The sequence below is a fragment of the Priestia abyssalis genome (assembly GCF_002019595.1).
GTDB classification, from domain to species: Bacteria; Bacillota; Bacilli; order Bacillales; family Bacillaceae_H; genus Bacillus_BA; species Bacillus_BA abyssalis.
Window position 1 is genome coordinate 3,769,920 of record NZ_KV917369.1, and the last position, 24,609, is coordinate 3,794,528.

The 24,609-nt window shown below is 38.6% G+C and carries 20 protein-coding genes and 1 pseudogene; 5 read left to right on the top strand and 16 right to left on the bottom strand.

All coding sequences use genetic code 11. The features are described 5' to 3' along the window. Nucleotides 1–14 precede the first annotated feature (14 nt). The 10 genes from BK575_RS18070 to BK575_RS18115 all read right to left on the bottom strand — a co-directional run bounded on the left by BK575_RS18070 (nt 15) and on the right by BK575_RS18115 (nt 12,007). A complete protein-coding gene (locus tag BK575_RS18070; protein WP_169907877.1) occupies nt 15–1,367 on the bottom strand; it encodes an Nramp family divalent metal transporter in 1,353 nt (450 codons plus the stop codon). A 173-nt stretch (nt 1,368–1,540) separates the two neighbouring features. Further along, nucleotides 1,541–2,545 (bottom strand): 4-hydroxythreonine-4-phosphate dehydrogenase PdxA, encoded by a 1,005-nt coding sequence (gene pdxA / locus BK575_RS18075; RefSeq protein ID WP_078412335.1) that lies wholly within the window; start codon nt 2,543–2,545, stop codon nt 1,541–1,543. A 57-nt stretch (nt 2,546–2,602) separates the two neighbouring features. After that, nucleotides 2,603–3,922 carry a four-carbon acid sugar kinase family protein gene (locus BK575_RS18080; RefSeq protein ID WP_078412337.1) on the bottom strand — a complete coding sequence of 440 codons (1,320 nt, stop codon included), beginning with the start codon at nt 3,920–3,922 and terminating at the stop codon, nt 2,603–2,605. A gap of 20 nt (nt 3,923–3,942) precedes the next feature. Continuing rightward, a complete protein-coding gene (locus tag BK575_RS18085) occupies nt 3,943–5,109 on the bottom strand; it encodes an iron-containing alcohol dehydrogenase (RefSeq protein ID WP_078412339.1) in 1,167 nt (388 codons plus the stop codon). A gap of 52 nt (nt 5,110–5,161) precedes the next feature. Then, on the bottom strand, nt 5,162–6,052 hold the full coding sequence (dapA, locus tag BK575_RS18090; RefSeq protein ID WP_078412341.1) for a 4-hydroxy-tetrahydrodipicolinate synthase: 891 nt from the start codon (nt 6,050–6,052) through the stop codon (nt 5,162–5,164). Between the two features lie 860 nt (nt 6,053–6,912). Continuing rightward, entirely contained in the window at nt 6,913–7,872 is a 960-nt protein-coding gene (locus tag BK575_RS18095; protein WP_078412343.1) for an NAD(P)H-dependent flavin oxidoreductase, read from the bottom strand. 133 nt (nt 7,873–8,005) lie between these two features. Then, nucleotides 8,006–8,761 carry an SDR family NAD(P)-dependent oxidoreductase gene (locus BK575_RS18100; RefSeq protein WP_078412345.1) on the bottom strand — a complete coding sequence of 252 codons (756 nt, stop codon included), beginning with the start codon at nt 8,759–8,761 and terminating at the stop codon, nt 8,006–8,008. 43 nt (nt 8,762–8,804) lie between these two features. Next, a complete protein-coding gene (locus BK575_RS18105; protein WP_078412347.1) occupies nt 8,805–9,773 on the bottom strand; it encodes an NAD(P)H-dependent flavin oxidoreductase in 969 nt (322 codons plus the stop codon). Nucleotides 9,774–9,812: 39 nt separating this feature from the next. Beyond that, nucleotides 9,813–10,940, bottom strand: coding sequence for an NtaA/DmoA family FMN-dependent monooxygenase (locus tag BK575_RS18110; protein ID WP_078412349.1), 1,128 nt, complete (start codon nt 10,938–10,940; stop codon nt 9,813–9,815). A gap of 32 nt (nt 10,941–10,972) precedes the next feature. Then, a complete protein-coding gene (locus BK575_RS18115; protein WP_078412351.1) occupies nt 10,973–12,007 on the bottom strand; it encodes an LLM class flavin-dependent oxidoreductase in 1,035 nt (344 codons plus the stop codon). A gap of 207 nt (nt 12,008–12,214) precedes the next feature. On the opposite strand from BK575_RS18115, the gene BK575_RS18120 reads away from it, so the two are divergent. The 3 genes from BK575_RS18120 to BK575_RS18130 all read left to right on the top strand — a co-directional run bounded on the left by BK575_RS18120 (nt 12,215) and on the right by BK575_RS18130 (nt 14,417). Next, on the top strand, nt 12,215–12,586 hold the full coding sequence (locus BK575_RS18120; protein WP_078412353.1) for a winged helix-turn-helix transcriptional regulator: 372 nt from the start codon (nt 12,215–12,217) through the stop codon (nt 12,584–12,586). An 82-nt stretch (nt 12,587–12,668) separates the two neighbouring features. Then, on the top strand, nt 12,669–13,085 hold the full coding sequence (locus tag BK575_RS18125) for a MarR family winged helix-turn-helix transcriptional regulator (protein WP_078412355.1): 417 nt from the start codon (nt 12,669–12,671) through the stop codon (nt 13,083–13,085). Nucleotides 13,086–13,670: 585 nt separating this feature from the next. After that, entirely contained in the window at nt 13,671–14,417 is a 747-nt protein-coding gene (locus tag BK575_RS18130) for an NADPH-dependent F420 reductase (protein WP_078412357.1), read from the top strand. Between the two features lie 191 nt (nt 14,418–14,608). On the opposite strand, the gene BK575_RS18135 is transcribed toward BK575_RS18130, so the two are convergent. Continuing rightward, nucleotides 14,609–14,989, bottom strand: a complete 381-nt coding sequence (locus BK575_RS18135; RefSeq protein WP_078412359.1) for a DUF6262 family protein — start codon at nt 14,987–14,989, stop codon at nt 14,609–14,611. Further along, complete coding sequence (locus tag BK575_RS18140) at nt 14,982–15,242, bottom strand: transposase (RefSeq protein WP_078412361.1); 261 nt, start codon at nt 15,240–15,242, stop codon at nt 14,982–14,984. Before BK575_RS18140 ends, BK575_RS18135 begins: the two co-directional genes overlap by 8 nt. Nucleotides 15,243–15,409: 167 nt before the next feature. On the opposite strand from BK575_RS18140, the gene BK575_RS18145 reads away from it, so the two are divergent. Continuing rightward, nucleotides 15,410–16,530 (top strand): IS3 family transposase gene (locus BK575_RS18145; RefSeq protein ID WP_139367995.1). Its coding sequence is split into 2 segments (ribosomal slippage): nt 15,410–15,659 and nt 15,659–16,530, totalling 1,122 coding nucleotides; the frame shifts between segments, so codons are not numbered across the junction. Between the two features lie 326 nt (nt 16,531–16,856). Here the strand turns inward: BK575_RS18145 and BK575_RS18150 are convergent. Then, nucleotides 16,857–18,629, bottom strand: a complete 1,773-nt coding sequence (locus BK575_RS18150; protein WP_078414851.1) for a sigma-54-dependent Fis family transcriptional regulator — start codon at nt 18,627–18,629, stop codon at nt 16,857–16,859. Between the two features lie 350 nt (nt 18,630–18,979). Here BK575_RS18150 and BK575_RS18155 point away from each other — a divergent pair. Then, nucleotides 18,980–19,983 (top strand): annotated as a pseudogene (locus BK575_RS18155) (NAD(P)H-dependent flavin oxidoreductase). Between the two features lie 123 nt (nt 19,984–20,106). Here BK575_RS18155 and BK575_RS18160 read toward each other — a convergent pair. The 3 genes from BK575_RS18160 to BK575_RS18170 form a co-directional block, all read right to left on the bottom strand. After that, nucleotides 20,107–21,702: an amidohydrolase gene (locus BK575_RS18160; protein WP_078412363.1), complete on the bottom strand. Its 1,596-nt coding sequence runs from the start codon at nt 21,700–21,702 to the stop codon at nt 20,107–20,109. A gap of 116 nt (nt 21,703–21,818) precedes the next feature. After that, a complete protein-coding gene (locus BK575_RS18165) occupies nt 21,819–23,270 on the bottom strand; it encodes a YfcC family protein (RefSeq protein ID WP_169907879.1) in 1,452 nt (483 codons plus the stop codon). Nucleotides 23,271–23,394: 124 nt separating this feature from the next. Further along, nucleotides 23,395–24,570, bottom strand: a complete 1,176-nt coding sequence (locus tag BK575_RS18170; RefSeq protein WP_078412367.1) for a M20 family metallopeptidase — start codon at nt 24,568–24,570, stop codon at nt 23,395–23,397. Between the last annotated feature and the right edge of the window lie 39 nt (nt 24,571–24,609).

Sequence of the window (24,609 nt, forward strand, 5' to 3'; positions counted from 1 at the left end):
AACTTCCTCCCTATTTAACCAGCAATGAAAGATTTCAAGAAAGATTCTGCAATATGATAGACACTCCATAACGCGAAGAGTGACAGAATACCGACAATAATAGAATCAAAGATACTATGTGCACGATCTCCGTAAATGCTCTTTTTATTAATGATGATTAGTAAACCAATCGAGATAACCGGCAAGAAGAATACTAAAGCAGCGTTCGCAAAAACCGTCAACTGTACAAATCCTGGCATCCCAGGGAATATCCAAACAATTGGCATCACTAACATGATAAAGTAAAGAATTTTAAAAGCTGGATCTTTTCTATAGCTGCCTTCATACTTCTCTTTTCTTCTTGGTGAAGAGGTATAGAAACCATCAAAGGCTAAACGTATATATCCATCGGTTCCTCCAATAAATGTACTGAAAGTCGCAGCCCATACCGCCAGATAGATAACAATTTCACCAGGGCGCCCTAAAACTTGACCTAAAATATTACCAAGATCCTCTACGCTACTTACTGTCAATCCACGTGGATTCAGAATTTCAGCCCCGATGATCCACACTGCCAAATTAAGAATGATCATCATAACAGTAGCAAAGAGGAGGTCGTATTTTTGTACTTTTCGATGTTCAGGGTTGATATATCCTTTTTGTTTCATCCACTCCGGATAAAGCAGGTTAGCAATCGACCCTCCAACAGCGCCTATTAATGATACAACGACAATAATAGAATCAAAAGCACCTTGCTTTTCTGGCAACTCGAACATGAAAACACCTTTAATTGCTTCTGTAGGCTGAAAACCTGTCATAAATGCAATTCCGACTAAACATACTGTCATTACTGCCAAAATAACCTTTTGAACCATCTCTACTTGTTTGTAAACAGAACGTCCAGTAATTAACAACGCAAGAAGGATATTGAACAGTGCCCATATAATCGGGGTGCCGATACCCGTGACATGATATAGTGCATAAGAAGCCCCTGATAAACAGTAGGAAGCGCTAACATAACCGTATAAAATGGAACCGCTTCCTAAAACGCCCGGATAATAAGGATGAAGCTGCCCATAAGCCTGAACGATGCTATATCGACTTGGATTAAACAGTTGAAATTTGGCTATCGTATTCACTAAGGCAAAACGAACAAGCAGTGCTGCCGCCAACGCCCACATCAATGTATATCCATAGTTTGCACCCGCAACGGATGCATCTACAAGATCTCCAGCTCCCAGCCAAGTTAACACGACAACAATACCAGGACCAAATCCCTTCACATAACCCCAGAAATCTTTAGGAATCGGGGCACCCTCTGGACGATCAATGGGTGCCTCTTGTTTTACAACCGTCTCTTCTTGTTTAGCGACTGACATTCCCTTCATTTCTCCCTCTCCCATCATTGACTATTTTCATTACAAATGCAAAAGCCAATCTTCACAACCGTTCATTTAAAGTGCTGAAAAACTTTATGAACCCCTGTTTCTCAGCAACTTTAAATGGTTGTTCAATAGTCATATAACCTTAATCCCCTGTGTATAACGAATTTGATACGACCTTACTTGACGACTTGTTTTGGAGATAAATCTGCACCTGCTTGAATGGCAGCGAGCATGCTTCTCTCATCCGCGATGTTTTTTCCGGCGATATCAAATGCGGTACCATGGTCTACGGAAGTGCGAATGACTCCGCCTTTTAAACCGACAGTAATATTAACCCCTTCTTCCAATCCCAATACTTTAATCGGAACATGGCCTTGATCATGATAGCAGGCAACTACTATATCAAAGTCCCCCCGAACTGCACGGAAAAATAAGGTATCTGCAGGATAGGGGCCGCTAACGTTCATGCCTTCTGATGCGGCTTTTTGTATGCCTGGAATTAACTTTTCTTCTTCTTCCCCTTCACCAAAGAGACCATTTTCTCCGGCATGAGGATTAATTCCGCAAACCGCAATTCGCGGATTGTCATAACCGGCCCGGCTCAGGGTCTCGTGAGCAAGCTGAATCACTTTATATGTCCGTTCCGGTGTAATGGATTCAATCGCTTTTATTAATCCTACATGTGTCGTAAGATGAATCACCTTTAGTTTTGGAGAAGATAGCATCATAGAGTAATCTTCCGTATCGGTCAGTTCGGCTAAAATTTCCGTATGGCCAGGATAGGTGTGTCCTCCCTTATGTAATGCTTCCTTGTTGAGCGGGGCTGTGCAAATAGCTTGTAATTCCCTGTTTTTAGCCAAATCTACCGCTTTTTTAAGAAATTGAAAAGCTGCGTCGCCTGCTAAAGGAGAGATTTCTCCAAAAGGAAGATCTCCCGGTAACAGGTCCAAATCCAGGCAATCGATTACACCAAAAGTAAACCTTCCTTCCTTTACTTGTCCAGCTTTATGGAGAGTGACTTTTGTCTGCGTGATGTCTATCGCTCTCTTTAGTAGTTTAGAATCCCCAATGACAATGGGACGGCAAATGTCATAGACGGATGGATGTCCTAGTGCTTTGACGATCACCTCAGGACCAACTCCTGCTCCATCCCCCAATGTAATTCCGATCACAGGCTTCATGATAATCCTCCTTTTTAAATGTCTCGTGGGCCTTGTTCCAAATCCTTCTTGGATTACTTAACCGATTTTAGTGGAATTTTGTAAAAAAGATGCCGTACCGTCTTTACCTTGAAGTTTATGGATGGCTTTCACCATGGCTAGCTTTGTCCCAAAGCTTCCTGCTTTTGTTACGGCTAAGGTGTCCCTATCATTACTTAGCCGTCCGATTGGGATTCCAGGCTCTACTTCACCAATTAAATGAAATTCATTCACTTGTAAGTGGTGAAGTACTTGATGGGCAGTGTCGCCACCTGTAAGAAAAAGGCTTTTTATATTACATTGATTAGTTAGGTCTGCAGCCAACTCGCCTAACACGTTTGAAATGAGATTACTGATTTGAATAGCGTTATATCCTTGATCCCTTCCTGCTTTCTGTGTTTGTTCTACCGTTTTTGAAGAAAACAACGCGACATTCTTTCCTTTTTGAAAGGCTATTTTTGCTTCTTGCCTTAATCGGTTTAACTCATTTTCTTTTGAAGCATCATCCAAAATGACGTTCGTTGATTGCATTTCTAAGCCAACAACATTAGAAGTCAACAATACTTCGTTTAACTGCTCTCTCCCTATTTCACTGACGCTTCCTATCACCAGCAGCACAGGCTTTTCATTTTTAGGGACCGTAACCTCTATTTTAAGTTGCTTCAAGCCGTAAACTTTCGGTAAATAATTCATCAATCCAGCTGACCCAACCCAGACGACAGAAGATTCTGTCTTTTTTATAAATTGAACAAGACGCTCCAAATCTGATTCATCCACCGAATCAACGGTCACATAAGAGATGTTTTGTTTTTTAAAGGCTATCAATTGGTTAACAACCCATTCGTACCCTTGTGCGAGATCTTTATAAGAGAGATGCCCGACTTCTCTTTTTGCTTGAGTTTGGATCAAGCGTGTAATAAGAGAATCATTTACGGGAGTTTTAGGGTCATTTGCCACTTCGGTTTCATGCAATTGCTTTTGATTGAGAAAATGAATTCCGTTAACGATTTTACGCCCATTTCTTGGATAAGCGGGTGCTATAAACACAAAATCCGGTTGAAAAACATCGTACATGGCATTGATTTCCTGCCCAATATTTCCTCTCATCGTAGAATCAATCTTTTTGTATACCACATCAAATGTTTCATTTTTGATCCATTCACTAATCTTTCTTACTCGCTGATAGGCCTCTTCTTCCGACACGGAGCGGCTGTCAGTATTGAAAATAACAGCACCTTTCTTCGGCAAACCATTTTCATTGCGCTGCAAAACCACTGATACATCTAAACCATAACGAACTAACTGGCCGCCGCAATCACTTGCACCTGTCAAATCATCTGAAATAATTGATATTCTCATAAATCTCCATCACCTTTATTCTAGACAAGTAGTTTACGATAGATTGCTTCCATATCTTCTAAACTTAACTCTTTAGGGTTATTATTTAACAAACGCGTAACTTGTGAAGCTGCTACAGCTAATTCTGGCAGGTCTTCTTCTTTGACACCATATTCCTTCAAGTTTTGCGGGATTTCTAAGATATTTGTCCATTCAACGATACGCTCTACGACTTTTTGAGCAACTTCTTCTGTAGAGAGGCCTTCAATTTTGATTCCCATTGGTTCCGCGACTTGGAATAGACGATCGGTAATCGCATCCATATTAAACTCCATCACATGAGGCAATAACATCGAATTCGCAACGCCGTGAGTAATTTTAAATCTTCCTCCTAATGGATAAGCTAGGGCATGAACCGCGGCTGTACCTGCACTTGTTAATGCCATTCCTCCATACATCGAACCTATAAGCATTTTTTCTCTGGCTTCTACAGAAGAACCATTTTGGTAGGCTTCTATAATACTAGACGAAATTAAACGAATCGATTCTAATGCAAACATATCACTGATTGGATTCGCTTTATTTGAAATAAACGATTCCAATGAATGGGTAAATGCATCCATTCCTGTAGCAGCTGTAATCGGCCGCGGCAACCCTAGTGTTAAAACTGGATCAATAAACACCATTTTCGGCAGCAAGTACTTGCTTACGATTCCAATCTTTAATTCTTCTTCAGGTAAAGTGACAATCGCATTTGGGGTCACCTCAGATCCTGTCCCTGAAGTTGTCGGAATCAAAATCGTCGGAATTCCGGGTTTTTGAACTAAATCTGTCCCCAGCAGGTCTCTAATATTGCTGTCATTTGTTTTTAAAACAGAGAAAATCTTCGTTGTATCAAGAACGCTTCCCCCGCCCATCCCAATTAGGAGATCATACGGTTCATTGGCAATGCTTTGAAATACCTCTTCAATATTTCCGATAGTCGGTTCAGGAAGAATATCCATATTAACATCCGCTTTAATCCCTTTATCGGATAATTGAGCAACAATATCATCTACAAAACCTGCCCTTTTACTGGACGGCTGTGTAAGAATTAAAACGGATTTCACGTTTGTTCCGATTAAATGAAGATGGTCTGCTAATGACTTGATCGAATTTTGCCCCGCGATAATATGGTCTGCAGTTTGAAACCGGTATAAATGTTGCATACTCCTTCACCTCTTATGCTATATTAGTTAACCTTGAATGCTTGTTAATCGCTTAATGTACGTTTTCCTTTTTGTAGCCTGCAACCATTTTCATTACTTCCTCAAGTGCATCACCTGATAATTCTGATACTGGAAGTTTAGGAGGACCGACGGGAATACCGGAAAGTTCCACTGCTTTCTTCAATGCCGCAGGGAGTGTTCCGTATTTGAATGTGTCGCGAAGAGGCTGTAATTTCTCCTGGGCTCTTTGTGCCTGTTCGATATTTCCATCCAGCCAGTTATTATAAATGGATACCACTATATCAGGAATCATATTGGCAGTCGCTGCTACCGCTCCTGCTCCACCCGCTAATAAAGTCTGGAGAATTAAGGAGTCCGTTCCTGCAAAAACCGAGAAGTCTTCTTCTTTTGTGACATCAATATACCGCTGAATATTGTCGAAGTTACCGCTGCTATCTTTAATTCCTTTAATATTTGGAACTTTTGCTAATCTGGCAACCGTTTCAGCTTCGAGGCTCATGCCGGTTTTTGAAGGGATATTATAAAGAAGAACTGGAAGCGATGTTGCTTCCGCTATTTTTTCAAAGTGAACAATGACTTCTTCTTGTGTTGGTGCCACAAAGTAAGGTGTAATAATGGAGAGCGCATCGGCACCGATCTGTTCCATATGTTTGGACAGTTCGATGACTTCTTCTGTACTATTTCCACCCGCACCGATAATGACCGGTACTTTTCCATTCGCTTCATCAATAATGGTCTGGGCAATTTTCACTTTTTCTTCTGTATTAAATAAATGAAATTCACCGTTGGTTCCTAAAGCAAAAATGCCGTGAACTCCTGATTCAATAAGATGATTGGTCAACTGGCGTATTACTGCTACATTCACCGTTTGCTCTTTTGTTAACGGTGTTAGCATTGCAGGGATAATTCCTTTTAAATCCACTTGTATTTCCCCCTTAATAAAAATAAAATTCAGTTTTATTACTTCGTTTATTTTTGCAACGTTTATTTTCAAAAAGCGCTTACAATTAAGATTATAGAATAATATGTTTATTTTATCAACAGTTTATTTTCTAAAAATTTTAAAAAAACACAAAAAATAATTAAATTGTTGTAAAATTAAACAATCGTATCTATCTGAATTAAAATTATCAAGACTAAATTTAAAATAACATAGATAAAATAAGGGGCCATACATATTATATATGTCTAATATGTATGGCCCCTTTATTTAACAAACGCACCCGTTTCTTTAAGTACATTTCTTCACAATCCCACCTTTTTTAGATCTTTTATTATAAGTTACGCTTTACATAAAAATCAGCCACCTGATAGCAGCTGATTCCTTTATTTTTCATGGTTTTCAATTATATGACCAAAACAATATTAAAAATTTCATTTATTACAGGAATGCTGTCATGATAGCGACATAAGAAAAAGGCTTCCCTTTTATATAAGGAAAGCCCCCGGTAACTTAAGTGTATTTCTTCACATATTATTCAGTTTTAACAGCTCTCTTATTAAGTTGAATTGCATGTACATCATCTCTCGGGATATTCTCACTCAAATAGTGACCGAGAGAAGTCCACTACTTCGTTTCTCCATCATAAAAACAGCCTAATCTGGTGATTTTTATGATGGAACTGGATGCTCATACTGAACATCAATCTTACCGTTTTCTAAAATAGTTGCTGCTACTTTAATCTCGTCTCTTCTTAGCAACAACAGAATTATACAGTACAGTCAAATGTCTCTTTAATTTGATTCTGATTAATCCGATTAACAGTTGTTAGTATAGCAATTTCAATTAAAATCTTGCATTAAGTCATCAATCACTTCCTTTACAGTTCTAATCTCTTTAATTGGGGTAATTCCTGTGCCGACAGTAATATAGCCATCCACTTTGTTACCCTCAAGCATACCGATACGTATACCACCTGCTCCTCCCATTGCTTTTGCTATATCTTCACGACTGGCACCATTTTCATCCATTCCTACTAGCTTTTTCGATAATTTAGTAGGTAAAGACCGATAGTAAGCTGGTAATGTACGGAACATTAGTAAATCTTCTGCTGTAGCATCAACAATCATTTGTTTCACGTTTTCTGCTGCTGGATTTTCTTTTGTTGGAATAAAGACACTACCAGCAAACACACCTTCAGCGCCTAAAGCAAATGCTGCACGTACACCTCTGACATCCCCAATCCCCCCAGCTGCCATAACAGGAATATTTATAGCATCGACAATCATTGGAATAATCGAAAATGTCCCAATCACTCGTTCTGGAACGGTACCACCTTCATCAAATCCAGTTGCTACATAAACATCCACACCAAATTCTTCAGCGGCTTTTGCATTATCAATAGTAGGGGTACCTGGTCTAAAAACAATCTTAATATTGTTTTCTTTCAGTGGCTTAAAAATTTTCTCATCTAATATACCATTTATAAGGACAACTGGAACCTTTTCCTCTATAACTACTTCTAGAATTGGCCATGTGTAAGTTAAATCACCACTTACAATTAAGGTCGTACCAAATGGTTTATTCGTTAAAGCCTTTGTTTTTTGTATTTCAGTTCTCATTCTTTCGGCAGTTACTTCGGGGGAACTAGTTACATCAGCCTGACCGGCATTCGGTCCTAGAAATCCTAATCCACCTGCATTACTTACTGCTGCAACAAATTCTGCATTTGTGATCCAAGACATTGGTCCCTGAATAATCGGTTTTTCTATATTTAATATTTCGCATATTCTATTATTCATTATTAAATCCTCCTGGGCCATTTATAAAATGAAATTTGAAAAATAAAAAACTTTTCTATCTTCTTGATATGTCTAAATTTAACTTGGTTATAAAGTTTCACCATTTAATGGTGGTCTCATTTATTTAGTGCTGTTACTTAACAGATAAACCGCCATCAACTATATGATCAGCACCTGTTATATAAGAAGCATCGTCACTTGCTAAAAATAATGCCACATTAGCTATTTCTTCGGAAACCCCTAATCTTTTTATTGGAATTTCTTGCGCTCTTTCTTCAATTTGTTTTTCACTCAATGTATTTGAAACAATATTAGTTAGTATCGGTCCTGGTTGAATTAAATTAATTCGAATTTGATCAGGGGCAAACTCTACTGCAGCTGCACGAGTTAAAGATTTAATGGCACCTTTACTTGCTGTATAAGCATTGAAGCCACCAGCTGAATGGCGCTCACTTGCCATTGAACCAATATTTACAATTGAACCACCCCTGTTTTCTTTCATATAAGGTACAATTGTTTTAATTCCTACAAACTGACTCCATGCATTGATATTTTGTGCTAAAGTCCAATATTCAACTGTAGTTTCATTAAAAGGCTTAATAGCTGCAATTCCTGCATTATTAACTAAAATATCAACTTTCCCATAAAGTTCGATGCTTGTCTTTACAACCTTTTCCCAGTCCTCCTCTGATGACACGTCTTGCTTCAAAGCAGTAGCACTTCCTGGGTATTTCTCATTTATACGTTCCACAACAGCTTGTACACTTTCATACTGAATGTCCGTTGCAATAACCTTTGCTCCTTCTTTAGCAAATAAATATGCTTCTGCCTCCCCTTGACCGGCACCAGCCCCTGTAATAATTGCTACTTTATTATCTAATCTTCCCATTTCCCTTTTCCTCCTAAATTCCATTAAAATTTTATTAAAAACTTCATCCTATTGATTGAACGATTTCTTCTATTATTTCTTGGCATGTTAGAATTTGCTTAATACCTCCAGCTGACTCAGATACACTTACGGTACCATTTACAAGGTCTCCGTCTAGCATCCCTATTTTGAATCCTTCTCCATAATATTTATATGCTTCCTGAGGTTTGCCTTGATTGATTAATTCTAGAGCCTTTTTACCAGCTTCTGTCGGTATCGTTCTCAAATGTCCCGCACCTGATTTAAATTCAATAAACTCCTCGCTCTTTACATTAACAATTGCCTTTTTTGTTTCTATACTTGCCGGATTTTCGAAAGTCGCAATAAATCTAGTACCCATGTATACACCTTCTGCTCCCATGGAAAAAGCAGCTTTCGCTCCACGACCATCTATAATCCCTCCAGCAGCAATTACGGGGATTTTTACAAGTGATGTTACTTGTGGTACAAGAGAAAGAGTACTAATTTTAAAATCACTCATATGGCCACCAGCTTCATAACCCGTAACAATAAGTGCATCTACACCTGTTTTTTCTGCTTCTACAAGTTTTTCTACAGTAGGACTTAAATCTCTGTAAATGACATTGATGTTATGTTCTTTAAGTCGTTTCAGTTCACGTTCTACGACCCCATGTCCAATTGCTATAACATTCTTTACATTCTCTTTAACCAATACTTCAAAAACAGCATTAGTAAATGGATCTTCTGAAGCACCACCCATTGGAAAAATATAATTGACTGCAAATGGTTTGTTCGTTAATTCTTTCACTTTACGAATTTCTTTTGTTAATCGGTCTGCCATATCTTCTGCGCTACTCGCTTTTTCTTTTTGACCTGCATTTGGCCCCAATACACCCATTCCACCTGCATTTGATACTGCTGCAACAAACTCTGCTGAAGTGACCCATGTCATTGCAGCTGAAATAACGGGATATTTTATACCTAGTAGATTTGTAATTCGGTTACTTTTCATGTTGTTAAATTCTCCTTCTGTTGTCTGGTTTAATTTTTGTTATTCTTTATAGCTATTCTCAGGGTAAGGTAGCTCTAAGTTTCCTCGGAGTGTGTTAGCTTCATATTCCTTTTTGAATATGCCTTTTTCTTGTAATATTGGGGCAACTAACTTAATAAAGTCCTCAAATCCCGCTGGGTAATCTTGTCTAATTAGTAAGATATCCATTACCCCTGCTCTATACCAATGTTCTATTTTCTCTGCCACATGCTCCGCCGATCCCAACAATTGAGGCCTTGGTAGTCTATGACCAATAGGCATTAATGACTCTATTTCTCTCAATTTTTCTAGTGCTTCTTTTTCTGTTTTACCAACTATTGGGCTATGAGAAGGCATTATCAGTAGGTCATTTGGTGAACGCCCTTGATTTTCCACTCTTCTTTTCAGCTCAACAGTAAATCCCTTTAGATAATCAAAATTATCTCCAGGCACCATGATGACTTCAGCATGCCTAGCAGCTACATCCATAAAAGCTGAAGATGTCCCAGCTTGAGAGATTACTGGTCTACCTTGTCTAGAACGACTAATATTTAAAGGTCCATCTACTGAAAAGTAATTGCCTGTATAATTTAATGAATGCATTTTACTTGGGTCAAAAAATACTCCACTTTTTTTATCACGTATAAATGCATCATCTTCATACGAATCCCAAAGACCTTCAACAATTTCCAAAAATTCTTCTTTTAGTGGATAAAGGTCAGATTTACTTAAATGAGTACGGCTATAATTTGCTAAACCCCCAGGATTAGAAGTGATAGCATTCCATCCGGCTCGACCATTACTAATCTTATCCAGCGAAGCTATCTGTCTTGCAACTGTAAATGGATCAGCATATGAAGTAGCTATTGTAGCAGTTAATCCTATAGAATGAGTTACCATACTCAATGCAGACAAAATAGATATCCCTTCAAACATGCTAAGATAATGTGGTATCATGCCCGGTCCAATATGACTGACGTCAGCTAAAAAAATCGTATCAAACTTCGCATTCTCAAGCTGGATTGCTTTTTCAACATAGAAATCAATCTTTTCGCTGGCGTTTGCAGGTATATCAGGATGCCGCCATCCAAAATAGCTCCAACCAACTCCGTCGATGATACCACCAAGTTTAAGTTTTCTTTCAATCACTACTGAATTCTCCTTTTTACATACCGCGTTCTTTAATTTCCCTGCATTAACCCTAGTTCCTTTGCCAATAATTCATGTCCTCTTTTTCGACTTTCTTGATCTGGATAAAAATCAGCAATAATAATTTCATTAACTAAACTCGCCTTCGCAATCTGAGTAAGTTGGACAGCGACGTTTACTACACTACCAATAATAAAGCGTTCTTTATTTCTTTCCTTGGCTCTTTCTTCTTCTAGAGTATATTTGTGATTTTTGGCTTCCTCTGTTGTAGGAAATGTAAGGTTTTTTGAACCTGTACTCATCCGTGCCCAAAGTAATTCTACTGGTCCTGCAATATACTTAGCCTCTTCTTCAGTTTCGGCTGTGATAACAATAGTCGCCAACATACTTTTCGGTTCACTTAAATAAGACGAAGGTTTAAAGTTAGAATTGTAAGTTCTTAACATCGGAACAGCTAATTGTGGTGCCAGATGTGCAGCAAATACAAATCCTAAGCCTTTTTCGAGTGCAAACTGTAATCCACCTTCGCTAGAACCTAACATATACATATCAGGTACCATCGTTTTGTCCCCAGGGGGATTTATGTTACTAAAAGGATGAGTAATTTTGAAGTTACGGTCAAAAAAGGAAAGCAAGTTGTCTAACTGCTCGGGAAAATCATTTACTCCTAATAATTCTTTGGACCTCAGCAAAGCCCACATAGTCCAGCCATCAGTTCCAGAGGCCCTACCTATACCAAGATCAACTCGACCTGGATATAATCCTTCTAAAAGAGTGAAGTTCTCCACCACTTTCAAAGGACTGTGATTTGGTAACATTACCCCACCAGAACCTACACGAATGTTTTTGGTATGTGCAGCTGCATGCATACTTAACATATCAGGTGAGGTACTCATCAAAGTAGGTGTATTGTGGTGCTCAGTGAACCAATACCTGGTGAATCCTAAACGGTCCGCTAATTGAATCATTTCTGTTGTATTTTGAAGGCTTTTTCTAGCATTATTTTCTTTATAAATATGAACAAAGTCTAAAATCGATAATTTTAGTCCTGAATTTTCTATATTCACTGATCTAAACCTCCTTTCTATGTTACAATTAGTTAGCTTGCTAACTATAAAACCAAAAAATAATGATGATATTAGTCTTTCGATAATTAACTAGTAATTATTTGCTTTGGTTTATATGACAATCATAAAGTCATGATGAGTAGTTGAAAAGAGGGCAATATAAATGGATATAGTACATATTTTTGTACTAATAGACAGGAGTGAAACATTTTGAAGGTTTGTAAAGATGGTTTTCAAAGAGAGTTTATAGATGAAAAAGAAGATATGTACGCAATAGCATTTACTCAGAATGTCTTATCTGGCCGATGGAAGTATTTTATTCTTTGGTACTTAAAAGGAACTACACGCCGTTATTCCGACATCAAGAATTTTCTGGGGGATCTATCACAAGGTTCCCTCACTAAGCAACTAAGAGAATTAGAAAACGATGGTGTCATTACACGTGAAGTCTTTCCTGTAGTTCCTCCTAAAGTAGAGTATTCACTTACAGAAAAAGGCATGAAATTAATTCCTGTTCTAGATATGATGGAGGCTTTTGGTAAAGAGTATGGTGAACAGGCAAAAAGTACAAACGATTAATTGGGTTTTGACCCCTAAATTGACTTAATATACACTCAAAGTTATAGTTAGGTCACTAATAATTTTAGACGGGGAGTTATATATGTTAAATGATGACATAAGAGAGCTTTTAGACAAAATTTCGTCACAGACAAGAAGAAATTACAATCATTTACTACATGATCTTAACTTGCATGTTGGACAAGATAACCTTTTATGTAAACTATGGAGAGAAGATGGCTTAACTCAAGTTGAACTTTGTAACAAATTAAATTGTGAGGCTCCCACAGTTACTAATATGGTTAAAGCTCTTGAGAAGAAAGGACTAATTATACGAAGAAAAGATTGCACCGATAAAAGAATTACCAGGATATTTCTTACCGACGCCGGCAGAAACCTTGAAGCCCCTGTAAATGAAAAATGGAGAAATCAACAAGATAGGCTATTATCAGATATTACTTTGGACGAGAGAATGCTTTTAAGAAGGTTGCTAAAGCAAATGGAGGCAAATCTTTTCTAATCAAAGTATTATACTTCTAATTGCTTCCCTCATCATGTTACTCACTAATCCAACTCAAATGTAAAAAGGCAATACCTTATATGGTATTGCCTTTTTACATAATCCATATTATCTTCTACTATTCTCACTATCGTTGCTACTACTATTTATGGAAGTATAATCACAAAACATTAGATAATTTACTAAATAGTCTAAATTAGCAGACAGCAATCTACTTGTCTCAAACTAACCCTTTAACAAAAAAGACGAGTCTAACAATGGTTAAACCTCCTCCATGTCAGCAAGCATTTATATTCAATGCTAGAGTTTATTACTTGATGGCTAATACATTTTAAACATGTTATTAATATTTCCAACGTCTGGGTATAGGCGATGCCATATACTAAGTACAAAAAAATGTACTAAGTCAATATTTATTGCCTACTTCAACAAGAAGAGAAATGGTTTTATTCTAGTATATGTAACAAAAATACTCAATACGTTTTTAATATCTAATGAATATATGTTTAAGTTTGATAAACCATATTATTGTGTAACTTTATGCAGATTAATTCTTTTATAACAAATTCTTTTGGAGGAACAAAAATGAGATTTGGAATTATAGGTGCGGGACCAATTGGGTCAATTATTTCTAAAAAATTAGTTAAGAATGGGCATAATGTCAAAATTGCAGATGCACGAGGAATTGAACGTTTAGAAGGAAAAGAGTTTGATGGAACACCCGTTCATGTAGAGGATGCAATTACAAATATTGAAGTTCTTATTATTTCTCTCCCTCTAAAAGCACTTCCAAGTATTAAGAACATTATCGATCAAGTCGGGGAGGAAGTGATCATTGTAGATACTTCAAATTATTACCCTTATAGAGACGGCAAAATTGAAGAAATCGAGAACGGGATGGTTGAAAGTGTTTGGGTTTCCAATCAATTAGTCCGACCTATCATTAAAGCTTTCAACAACATATTAGCCTATACTTTAGAAAATGAAGGAACATCCGAAGAAACTATTGGACGAATTGCGATGGCAGTTGCTGGTAATGATCAAACACAAAAACAAGTAGTCATGGACGTAGTAAACGAGCTAGGCTTCGACGCAGTAGATAGTGGTTCTTTAAGTGACTCTTGGAGACAACAGCCAGGAACTCCCGCATACTGCACAGAGCTAACAAAAGATGAACTCACGAAAGCGTTGAAAAAGGCAAATAAAGAAAACGCACCATTACTACGGGACAAGGTGATGGAAAGATTTGCAGAACTCCTTGCAGAAAAAAAGGAAGTTGAATTTTCACATAGGGATATTGTGAATTTAAATAGAGAAATATACAATTCATAAAAACAAAAGGTGCACTCAGTTAGGGCGCACCTTTTTGCATATCCTCCATATATCCCCATAAAGTTGTGAAGAAATATGTGCCTCCTACCTTTTGTGAATTCTTTCACTTAAAGTAACCTGCCCTGATAGTAGCATAAGAAAAGCCTCCACCTTAGAGAATATGGAGTTTTTAGTGCGAGTGTTTGATGTTTTTATACATTTTTATAATAATCAGAGTATGCAACTTTTAAATTATTTCGTAATTCTTTATTTTCTTCCTCAAGTTTTTTTATTCTTCGTCTCAAGGAATCTATTACTGCGTCTTTATTATTATCATTTAAATCGAATTTTGCTTGCTGTTTGTTATAGGCAAGGGGAGTGGTTGATCTTAAGGTACTGATTTGTTCTCTTATGTCCTTATTATTGTATAATGTTGCCTTACTGACTCCTGCCTCAATCGCAACGCTATTAAAGTTTATAGCATTGTTTGACTTCATTAGCTTTTTAATAGCTTGTTTAACCTTTTCGGTTGTCAATGCTTTCCTCTTTGAATGGATCTCTTTAAGATGCTCTTTTCGGTCATATCTAGGCATTAAAAACACCTTGCTTTCGTTTTACTCTATCCAATCGACCGAACACAATATTACCTGATTTAATAGTATTGTAAATGTTTAATAATCTGTCTAGGTTTTTTTTGTTCTTTTGTGCAATTTCATCTCTACCATATTCTTTCGCAACAGAAATCATTCTCTTTGTAGATTCAATATGAATATCATACTTGGCTATATCCATTTCAGAAAGACCAACCGCTAAGTCTTTACAAGGGCTACCACCATTACATGTCAAACAAGGAGGTTCTTCCGCATAGGGACAATCACCTTCTAGTCGAGCTCTACAAGAACCATATGGGTTATCTATTGCTGTTAGTTTGTGATCTGAATAGGCTACACTGAGTTGGACAGAAAAGTTAAGGTCAAGTAGAATACAGTAAATACTGCAGGGGAGAATCTACTATGACGAAAAAAACCAGAAGAATATTTACACCTGAGTTTAAAGAGCAGATGGTTCAACTTTATCTTAGCGGAAAGCCAAGAAAGGAAATCATCCGGGAATATGACTTAACACCTTCTTCATTAGATAAGTGGGTGAATCAAAGTCAGGCTTCCGGATCGTTCAAAGAAAAAGATAATCTGTCCCCTGAAGAACGGGAATTAAATAAACTCCGAAAAGAAATTAAGCAACTTCAAATGGAGAACGATATTTTAAAGCAAGCCGCGCTGATACTAGGACGAAAGTAAACGTGATCAAGAATAATCAACATAAATACTCGATATCAGCAATGTGCAAAGTCCTACAACTGCCTAGAAGCACCTACTATTATGAATCTAAAGAAAGAGCAGCAGTGGATGACGTGACCTCAGATGTCATCGATATTTTCCAAGCGAGTCGTCAAAATTATGGAACACGCAAAATCAAAGTCGAATTAAAAAAGCGTGGGCGCATCGTTTCTAGACGGAGAATTGGGCGCATTATGCAAGAACAGGGCCTTGTGTCTACTTACACCATAGCTCAATTTAAACCACATGCGAAATCCTGTAATGAATCCGAACAGAAGAATGAACTAAACCGCAAGTTCGACCAAGAAGAAGAGATGACAGCGATCGTCAGCGATTTGACGTACGTAAGAGTCAAACAAAAATGGCATTACGTATGTGTATTTGTCGATCTCTTTAATCGGGAAATCGTGGGTTACAGCGCAGGTCTGAACAAAGATGCGTTACTCGTCTATCGTGCCTTCGCCTCCATCAAGGGTGATCTCCGTAACATTCAGCTTTTCCATACGGATCGCGGGAATGAGTTTAAAAATAAGCTAATGGACGATGCGTTAGAGACGTTTAACATTCAACGATCTTTAAGCATGAAGGGCTGCCCATATGACAACGCCGTCGCTGAAGCAACGTTTAAAATCATTAAAACAGAGTTTATGAAAGGTCAACATTTTGATAGTTTAGAAGAATTAACAAGGGAATTACATGACTATGTTCACTGGTTTAATCACATTCGAATTCATGGAACACTTGGTTATGTGAGTCCAATTGATTATAAACTTGAACACCTTAAAAAATTTGTCTAGTTTAGTGTTGACATACCAACTTCTACCTACGGAATCTAAATACTTTAAGTACCTAATTGCCTCAATTACCGGCATTCCATCTCCATCTATTAGTATGTATCTCTTATTATCTTCATCTAGCAAGACCTCTTGAACTCTCATCGTAACTACACCTCCTACCATATATTATACATATTAAACTATATAGAATTAGTATTGTTTACTTTGATATTATGTGAAAAAAAATAATAAAATTGAAACATACTGTACTAAATAGTCTACTATTATTATAGTATATTTAATCTAAACTCTATTATTTGAGCATAAAGAAAAATTAAAAAAGGCGCTTATTTTAATTTGCGCCAGAGAGTGGTACGATTTATACCTAGTCGTTCAGCCGTCCTGGTGTGATTCATTCCTTCTTCTTCCCATACTTTTCTTATGATTCGCTGTTCGATTTCTTCTAACGTACCCGTTAAATCAACGTCTCCTTTTTCAGCACGAGGACGTTTCATTTTTAATACTTTTTTAACATCATCCTTCTCAAGATAAGGGCCGTCTGCCAACAAAATGCTTTCCTCCATAACCTGCTTTAACTGATTAATGTTCCCGGTCCATTCGAAGTTTTCCAGGTCTTTTCTCGCATCATTTCGAATACCCACAATTTGTTTTCCATATTTTGTATTAAACTCATTAATAAATAGGAGAGCTAAACTTTCTATATCTTCTTTTCTCTCGAACAATGACGGAAGATGCAACGTTAATCGCGCCAATAAGTAATATAAGTCTTGATTAAACAACCCTTTTTTTATAAGGACTTGAATGTCTTCACGTGAAGAAGAGATAAAACGACATCTGAGTGAAGATTTAGATAAATAATCCATCAACTTCTTTTGAATAGAGATGTTTAAACAATCAATGTTTTTGAAAAAAACCGTTCCTGTTTCATTATAAGACAGTAGATTTTCCTTTTGTTCCGCATGTAATAAATCGGCCCATTGAGCTTCCGATATTGCTTCACAGTCCATGACAAGAAGTGGATAGGAACGTTTGACACCACTAAAGTGAATGAAATGGACTAATTTTTCTTTTCCCGTCCCTTCCTCGCCGCTAATCCAAACAGGTGCTTCTCTATCACGATAGGCTTCGGCCGTTTCTAATACACTCTTCATTTTTTCATTTTTTGTCATCATGCCATTAACGATATTCAATGAACTATTTTCGGTTGAAGAAGAAACGATGGAAATTCCCTGCATATGGTGTGTTTCATTCGATTTACATGTTTGAATACGGAACACAACTAATCGTGAATCATCCTTTTGAAGCGGAGAGCCTGTTACCTTCCAAAAAAGATTTTCCTCGTTAAAAAACGTCTTAAATATTCCTTTATGTAAAACCTCATTTACAGCATCTTTTATATGAATGTTATCTTCAAATGTTTTGTTTATTTTTTCGTTGAAATAAGGGTTTGAAAAGATCGATTGAAACGTTTGATTATAAACAATAATTCCTTCTTTTTCTTCTTGGAGGATATTGTGAGAAATTAAATACTTATTTTTTAAAGCAGAGAAGAAATAGTGCATCTTTTTAGCATTTTGAAAAGACTTTAAAACGCTCTCTTTTCCAGAAGTCAGCAAAATACCATTCAATCCTAGCTTTTCTGCTTTTTTCACCGTAATGACATCCCCGATGATCATCTGGTAGCCTTCTTTTTGTAAATCCGCTAAAGTCGGTTCAACTTCCTCTTCCTGGGCAACTTTAAATGAAGAAATATCAATATCTAGTATTTCACAAATTGTAGCAGCTCCTTCTGATATGGGAGCAAAGCCTACAATCGCTGTTTTCCCCGGATAATCCTTCACAAGCGTCAAGACACGCAGCATATCGTAGCCAGACACTTCAATTTCAATGACAGGAATGGGAACTTCCTTTTGAATAAGCTCCGCAGTCCCTCCCCGGCTAATGATAATGTCCGCCCCATTATTTACTGCATTTTTAGCGAGAACAACCCCATTTTGCAAATCTCCAACTTCAACTTGCAATTCAAAATCATCATTTTTCCCCAAGCTGATCATTAACTCTTTCAAGCCATCATAAGGGGCAATTGCCATGACTTTCATTCCATCACCCTCTGTTGCAATTTTAAACATACTTATAATATACCAAAATTCTCCCATTTTACATCAAAAAATGTGGAATTATAGATTACTTACCTTCTATCGAAAAAAGACCGTTCGAATAGACTGTCATATCCTCCAGCTTTCCTCTTCATATCGTTCCCTTTTTGTGTTCTTCGTTTGCAGCATAGGCATAGATAACTTATTTATGAACTTAGCTTCATTTTGACAGACGCCCTATTTTTTATCTCTTACAATACTTAATAACCCACTTATATGACCAGATGATAAAAATCACATACAATCTAAAAATGGAGTGATAAAATGCAGGAAAGTTCCATTACTATCATTATTTGAAACGAGGGATTGAATTGAACTTTCCACAACTAAAAATAGGTCACATTGCGTCGAAAGTTCCGATTATGCAAGGAGGAATGGGCGTTGGGATTTCACTGAGCGGACTCGCTTCCGCGGTGGCAAATAAGGGAGGTATTGGAATCATTTCCGGTACCGGTATTTCCGTTGATGAAATGCGCGGTCATATCAGAAAGGCAAAAAGCCTTGTGAAAGAATCAGGCTTTATTGGTGTAAATGTGCTGTTTGCCATGAATGATTTTGCTGAAAAAATGAAAGCAGCCCTTGAAGAAAAAGTTGATTTTATTATTTCTGGTGCAGGCATTTCAAGGGATATGTATGGATGGGAAAGACAGGCTGGTATTCCGGTTATTTCAATCGTTTCCTCTGCAAAGCTGGCTAGAATTTCCTAGCGGCTCGGGGCTGCTGCTGTTGTAGTTGAAGGCTTTGAAGCAGGCGGGCATCTTGGAACAGACAGGCCTTTATTTGATATTCTGCCGGAAGTAGTAGAAGCTGTTTCGATTCCTGTCATTGCCGCAGGCGGAATTATGACGGGAGGAGATATTGCGAAAGCTCTTGAAATGGGGCCTTCGGGGTGCAAATAGGAACAAGATTTGTAGCAAGTAAGGAGTGTGATGCTCCTTTGGCTTTTAAGCAAAAATATATTGATGTCGGTAAAGAAGATACCCTTCTTGTCAAAACGACTGTTGGCTTACAAGGAAGGGCCATTGCCAATAACTTTACTGATATAATTAGCAGATCAGACAAATTGAAAATAAAAAAATGTCTGGATTGCCTTAAAAATTGTTCCTACCGTTTTTGTACACTTGACTCTTTGCTGAAATCTGTTGCTGGCGATGTGGAAAATGGTCTTGTTTTTGCCGGTGCAAGAGTCCACGAAGTCAGAGAAATCCTGCCTGTCCAAAGAATCATCGACAATCTTGCTGCAGAATATGGTGAAGTCATCAAACAAGGTCTGGCGAAAACAAAGAAGTCCCAATAAGATATACGGCAGTGCACACCATAAAATGAACAAAAAAACCCCGCTTGATTAGCATATTAGTGAGCGAATCAAGCGGGTGTTTTTTATTTTAAAGATGTGGGATTCATATGAAAATTAACGTACTTATACCGCTTGCACTTCACCATCGATAATGGTCATTTCAATTTTTGTATGCAATAGTTCATCCGGGTCTTCCATTGAAAAAAGATCGTTCGAATACACCGTCATATCCGCCAGCTTGCCTCTTGATAGCGTCCCTTTTTTATGTTCTTCGTTTGTGGCATAGGCACCGCCGACCGTAAACAATTTAAGGGCCTCAAGCATCGATAATTTTTCTTTTTCGTTCCAGCCTTCATGAGACTGCCGTGGAGCCCTCCGAGTGACAGCGGCATGGATACCAAGTAATGGGTCAACCGGCTCTACCGGTGCATCCGAGCCGCCGGCACATAACACACCGGAAGAAAGCAACGTCTTCCATGCATATAAATGCTGTTCCCTTGTCTCCCCAAGTCTTTCTTTAACCCATGGATAATCACCAACGATAAACCTTGGCTGAATGTCAGCAATCCGGCTCGGATCGGCTAACCGTCGCACCAGTTCTTCACGGACGAGCGAAACATGGATTAATCGGTCACGATAGTTTGCTTTCGGAAGTTGATCGAGTATGTCGAGGACATTTTCTAACGCTTGATCACCGATAGTATGTACAGCAATTGGCATCAAATGGTCTCTCGCCTCTTTCATCATCTGAAAAAGAGCAGCTTGATCATGCATCGCCTCTCCAAACTGCCCCGGCGCATCATGGTAGGACTCTGACAGCAACGCAGTTCTTCTGCCGAAGGCTCCATCGGCGAAAATTTTGATTGCCCCGATTTGCAATTTTTCATTTCCGTATCCTGCATACATCCCTCTTTCCTTCAATTGTTCGAGATACGGATAATCAATTAACAGATTGCATCGCAGCCCCTTTTGTTCATGATTGATTAGTTCATCATACATTTTGTACGTTTGATCAAGACCGCCTAAATAGCTGGGATCATTCGTATGGATACTTGTTAATCCCCGTTTCACGGCAAACTTCATGGCCTGTTCCAGTCCATGTTTCAGTTCATCATACGTTTTCTCCGGTATATGCTTCGTAATGAGTCGGGAAGCCGATTCAAGAAGCAATCCCGTCGGTTTTTTCGTATTCAGATCAAGAACGACCGTCCCTCCCATCGGAACTTCGATGGAAGAATGATAGTTGCACCATTCGAGAGCCTTGCTGTTTACTAAAAAGGCGTGGTGACAAATTCTTTTTAGAAACACCGGGCAATGAGGTGCAACATGGTCTAACTCATCAATCGTCGGAATCGTACCGTCATCAAAGAGATTTTCGTCCCAGCCCATCCCGACGAGCCACTTTCCGGGGGATAGCGTATTCGCTTTTTGTCTAATCTTATCAAGCATTTCTTTTTTTGATTTTACACCCGTCAAATCGAGGTCTAAAAAATGGAAAGCAACACCTGAAAGATGAAGATGACTGTCAATCAGGCCAGGAGTCACCATTTTCCCTTGCAAATCAATGATCTTCGTCCCTGCTCTGCTCCATTGCAGCATCATGTCATCATGCAATCCAATATCGATAATTCTTCCGTTCTCGACTACTACCGTTTCAACCAATGGATCGTTTGCATCCAGCGTATGAATCCTTCCGTTCGTGTAAATTGTCTTTGTCATGAAAGCCCCTCCTATTTACGATAACCCTGTTCCTTTTAATAACTTGACACACCTTCATTCGATTGAGGGACATTCACAATCGTTCATGCCGGATTTTCTAAATCGAGCTGTATAGCTTATTGCAGCCCGGCTCCCCAATTCATAAATTGGGCAATGACTATAAAGATAGCACAAAGTATTAACCAGGTAGTGAATAGCGGGATGAAAAAACGAAGCCATTTGCCATAAGGGATATGGGCAATGGATAAAAATGCCAAAATCGCTCCTGTCGGATAGATCATATTGGTAAATCCATCGCCAAATTGGAAGGCTAAAACAGCTGTTTGGCGAGTAACTCCAAGTATATCCGCCAATCCGCTCATAACCGGCATTGTAATCATCGCCTGTCCGCTTCCCGAACCGACTAAGAAATTAAATAATCCTTGAAAGATCAACATCACGACAGCCGTCAATTGACTGGGCATTGCTCCTACCACTTCGGTAATCCCATAAACAATTGTATCCAAAATTTGGCCGCTTTCAAGAATAATCGAAATGGACCTTGCAATTCCGATTAAAAGTGCACCAAGCAGCATTGATTTAAATCCTTCATGAAACACTTCGGCCACTTTACTTGGAGTCATCCCGCAAATCAAGCCAACCGCAATTCCTAAAAACGCATACCATCCGCCTAGTTCAATAAAATACCATTTCCATACCAATAAGCCATATAACATCACAACAAAGCCAAGCCCTAAAACGACAAATGCCCATTTTTGACGCACCGTTGCTTTTACAAACTTATTGTCTGCTTCATTACTCAAAAATTGCTGATCGATTCCATCTCCGTACACATAACTGTATTCAGGGTTTTGTTGTACTTTTCTTGCATACCGCCACACGAACAAAATTCCAATTGAAGTAAGGACCACAAAAATAATAGCTCTATACAGAGCACCCGAATATAAAGGCAATTCGGTAATCTGCTGGGCAAGTCCGACAGTAGCCGGCGCTGTGATGGCAGTAGAGAATCCTGCCGTACTGCTAATAAGAACGAGCGCTACCCCCGTAAAACGATCGAAGCCCATTCTTACTGTCAAAGGGACAATAATCGGGATATAAATTAAAGCCATTTCCAACGCGCCGGTAATATTGGTAAAGATGGCGATTGGGATCATCAATATTGGAATAAGCAAAATCGTTTTTGACTTTAACGGCACAGTAATTTTTCGCATGCCGATTGGAAGCAAGCCAGTCTGCTCCAATACAGCGACAAGTCCCCCCATCATAAGTCCCCCAAAAATGATAGGTCCAGCTTGGACAAGTCCATTAGGTATCGCAGCGAAAAAATCAAAAAAGCTTATCTTAACATCTGTCGTAAATTCAAATGTACCTGGAACCACAATTTGGGCACCGCTTGGTGTTGCCTCTCTTTGATAAGATCCGCTTGGCACGATATAGGTTAAAATAACCCCCAGTATCATCATGATGAATAAAACAACATACACATGAGGCATTTTCCATTGCCTCTTTTTCTTAACACTATACTCCGGAGCCTGAGCCGCAGCCGAATTCACTTTCATCCCCATATTCCCTTCACCCTTTTCTTCATTTAATATAAAAAGCATGTTTATTTTAAATAATCAGAATTTTAATCAGATATTTATTTAAGGGAAATCTCTGCCTCTGTTTTCATTCTGTCCAATAGAGCTCTTATACCAGGAATTTAAATGCCGCATTTACAAAAATATTCACTCCATATTCCATCGCATCCTCATCAATGTCAAAGCGGGGATGATGGTGCGGATAGATAATCCCCTTCTCTTCGTTCCTGGCCCCGATAATAAAATAAGTACTTGGAGCCTTTTGTTGAAATGCTGAGAAATCCTCGGCCCCCATTTTTGGCTTCTCGTAGACTAACGTTTCATCTCCATACACTTCGCGGACCGTTTCTTCAATCACTTTCGTCACTTCATCATCGTTAATGACTGGACGGTATCCAGTTAAATAGTTAAACTCATATGATGCGCCATGCGCTTCCGTAATTCCTTTCACGATTCTTTCCATAAGGATTGGCACGGATTCACGGAATTTTAAGTCAAAATGGCGAACTGTCCCATTTATTTCGACAGAGTCGGCAATGACATTCGCTGCTTCTCCTGCCACAAACTTTCCGATCGAAACAACTAAGTTATCAAGAGGATCTGTATTGCGGGCAACAATATGCTGAAGGTTCGTGACGACCTGGGCGCCAATTGCGATGCTGTCAATCGTTTGATGAGGCGCGGAACCGTGACCGCCTTTTCCTTTAATCGTGATAAAGAAGCCATCAGGCGCTGCCATCATTGGGCCATAAGTAACTCCAACTTTCCCGATTTCAAGATCTGACATCAGATGGGCTCCGATAACATAGTCAACCCCTTCCATAACACCGGCATCCACCATTTCTTGTGCTCCCCCTGGAAAATACTCTTCTGCGTGCTGAAAAAAGAAACGTACTTCCCCTTTAATTTGCTCCTTCATGCCAGAAAGAACTTTTGCCGTTCCGAGCAGAACAGCCGTATGACCGTCATGTCCGCATGCATGCATAACGCCTGGAGTTTTCGATACGAACTCGAACGTATTCTCTTCCTGAATAGGCAGCGCATCCATATCCGCGCGGATTCCCAACGTTTTACCCGGCTGTGCCCCGACAAGGCGAGCCATTACACTATATTTTGTAGGACGTGTGACTTCGAGATTTCCAAATGATAAAAGTGTATCGTAGACAAACTGTGAGGTCTTTTCTTCATGGAAAGATAATTCAGGGTTTTGATGGAGATGACGTCTCCACTCAATCACTTCTTTCTTAATGCTCTCAATTGCAGAATTGAACGTTATGGTAGACATAATTCATACCTCCTAAAATATGAATACTTAGCTTTTGAA

What these genes read in the sequence shown, in the direction of transcription:
- BK575_RS18070 (WP_169907877.1), bottom strand. Translation starts at nt 1,367, where the DNA reads ATGAAGGGAATGTCAGTCGCTAAACAAGAAGAGACGGTTGTAAAACAA.
- pdxA (WP_078412335.1), bottom strand. Translation starts at nt 2,545, where the DNA reads ATGAAGCCTGTGATCGGAATTACATTGGGGGATGGAGCAGGAGTTGGT.
- BK575_RS18080 (WP_078412337.1), bottom strand. Translation starts at nt 3,922, where the DNA reads ATGAGAATATCAATTATTTCAGATGATTTGACAGGTGCAAGTGATTGC.
- BK575_RS18085 (WP_078412339.1), bottom strand. Translation starts at nt 5,109, where the DNA reads ATGCAACATTTATACCGGTTTCAAACTGCAGACCATATTATCGCGGGG.
- BK575_RS18095 (WP_078412343.1), bottom strand. Translation starts at nt 7,872, where the DNA reads ATGAATAATAGAATATGCGAAATATTAAATATAGAAAAACCGATTATT.
- BK575_RS18100 (WP_078412345.1), bottom strand. Translation starts at nt 8,761, where the DNA reads ATGGGAAGATTAGATAATAAAGTAGCAATTATTACAGGGGCTGGTGCC.
- BK575_RS18105 (WP_078412347.1), bottom strand. Translation starts at nt 9,773, where the DNA reads ATGAAAAGTAACCGAATTACAAATCTACTAGGTATAAAATATCCCGTT.
- BK575_RS18125 (WP_078412355.1), top strand. Translation starts at nt 12,669, where the DNA reads ATGTTAAATGATGACATAAGAGAGCTTTTAGACAAAATTTCGTCACAG.
- BK575_RS18130 (WP_078412357.1), top strand. Translation starts at nt 13,671, where the DNA reads ATGAGATTTGGAATTATAGGTGCGGGACCAATTGGGTCAATTATTTCT.
- BK575_RS18135 (WP_078412359.1), bottom strand. Translation starts at nt 14,989, where the DNA reads ATGCCTAGATATGACCGAAAAGAGCATCTTAAAGAGATCCATTCAAAG.
- BK575_RS18150 (WP_078414851.1), bottom strand. Translation starts at nt 18,629, where the DNA reads ATGAAAGTCATGGCAATTGCCCCTTATGATGGCTTGAAAGAGTTAATG.
- BK575_RS18160 (WP_078412363.1), bottom strand. Translation starts at nt 21,702, where the DNA reads ATGACAAAGACAATTTACACGAACGGAAGGATTCATACGCTGGATGCA.
- BK575_RS18165 (WP_169907879.1), bottom strand. Translation starts at nt 23,270, where the DNA reads ATGGGGATGAAAGTGAATTCGGCTGCGGCTCAGGCTCCGGAGTATAGT.
- BK575_RS18170 (WP_078412367.1), bottom strand. Translation starts at nt 24,570, where the DNA reads ATGTCTACCATAACGTTCAATTCTGCAATTGAGAGCATTAAGAAAGAA.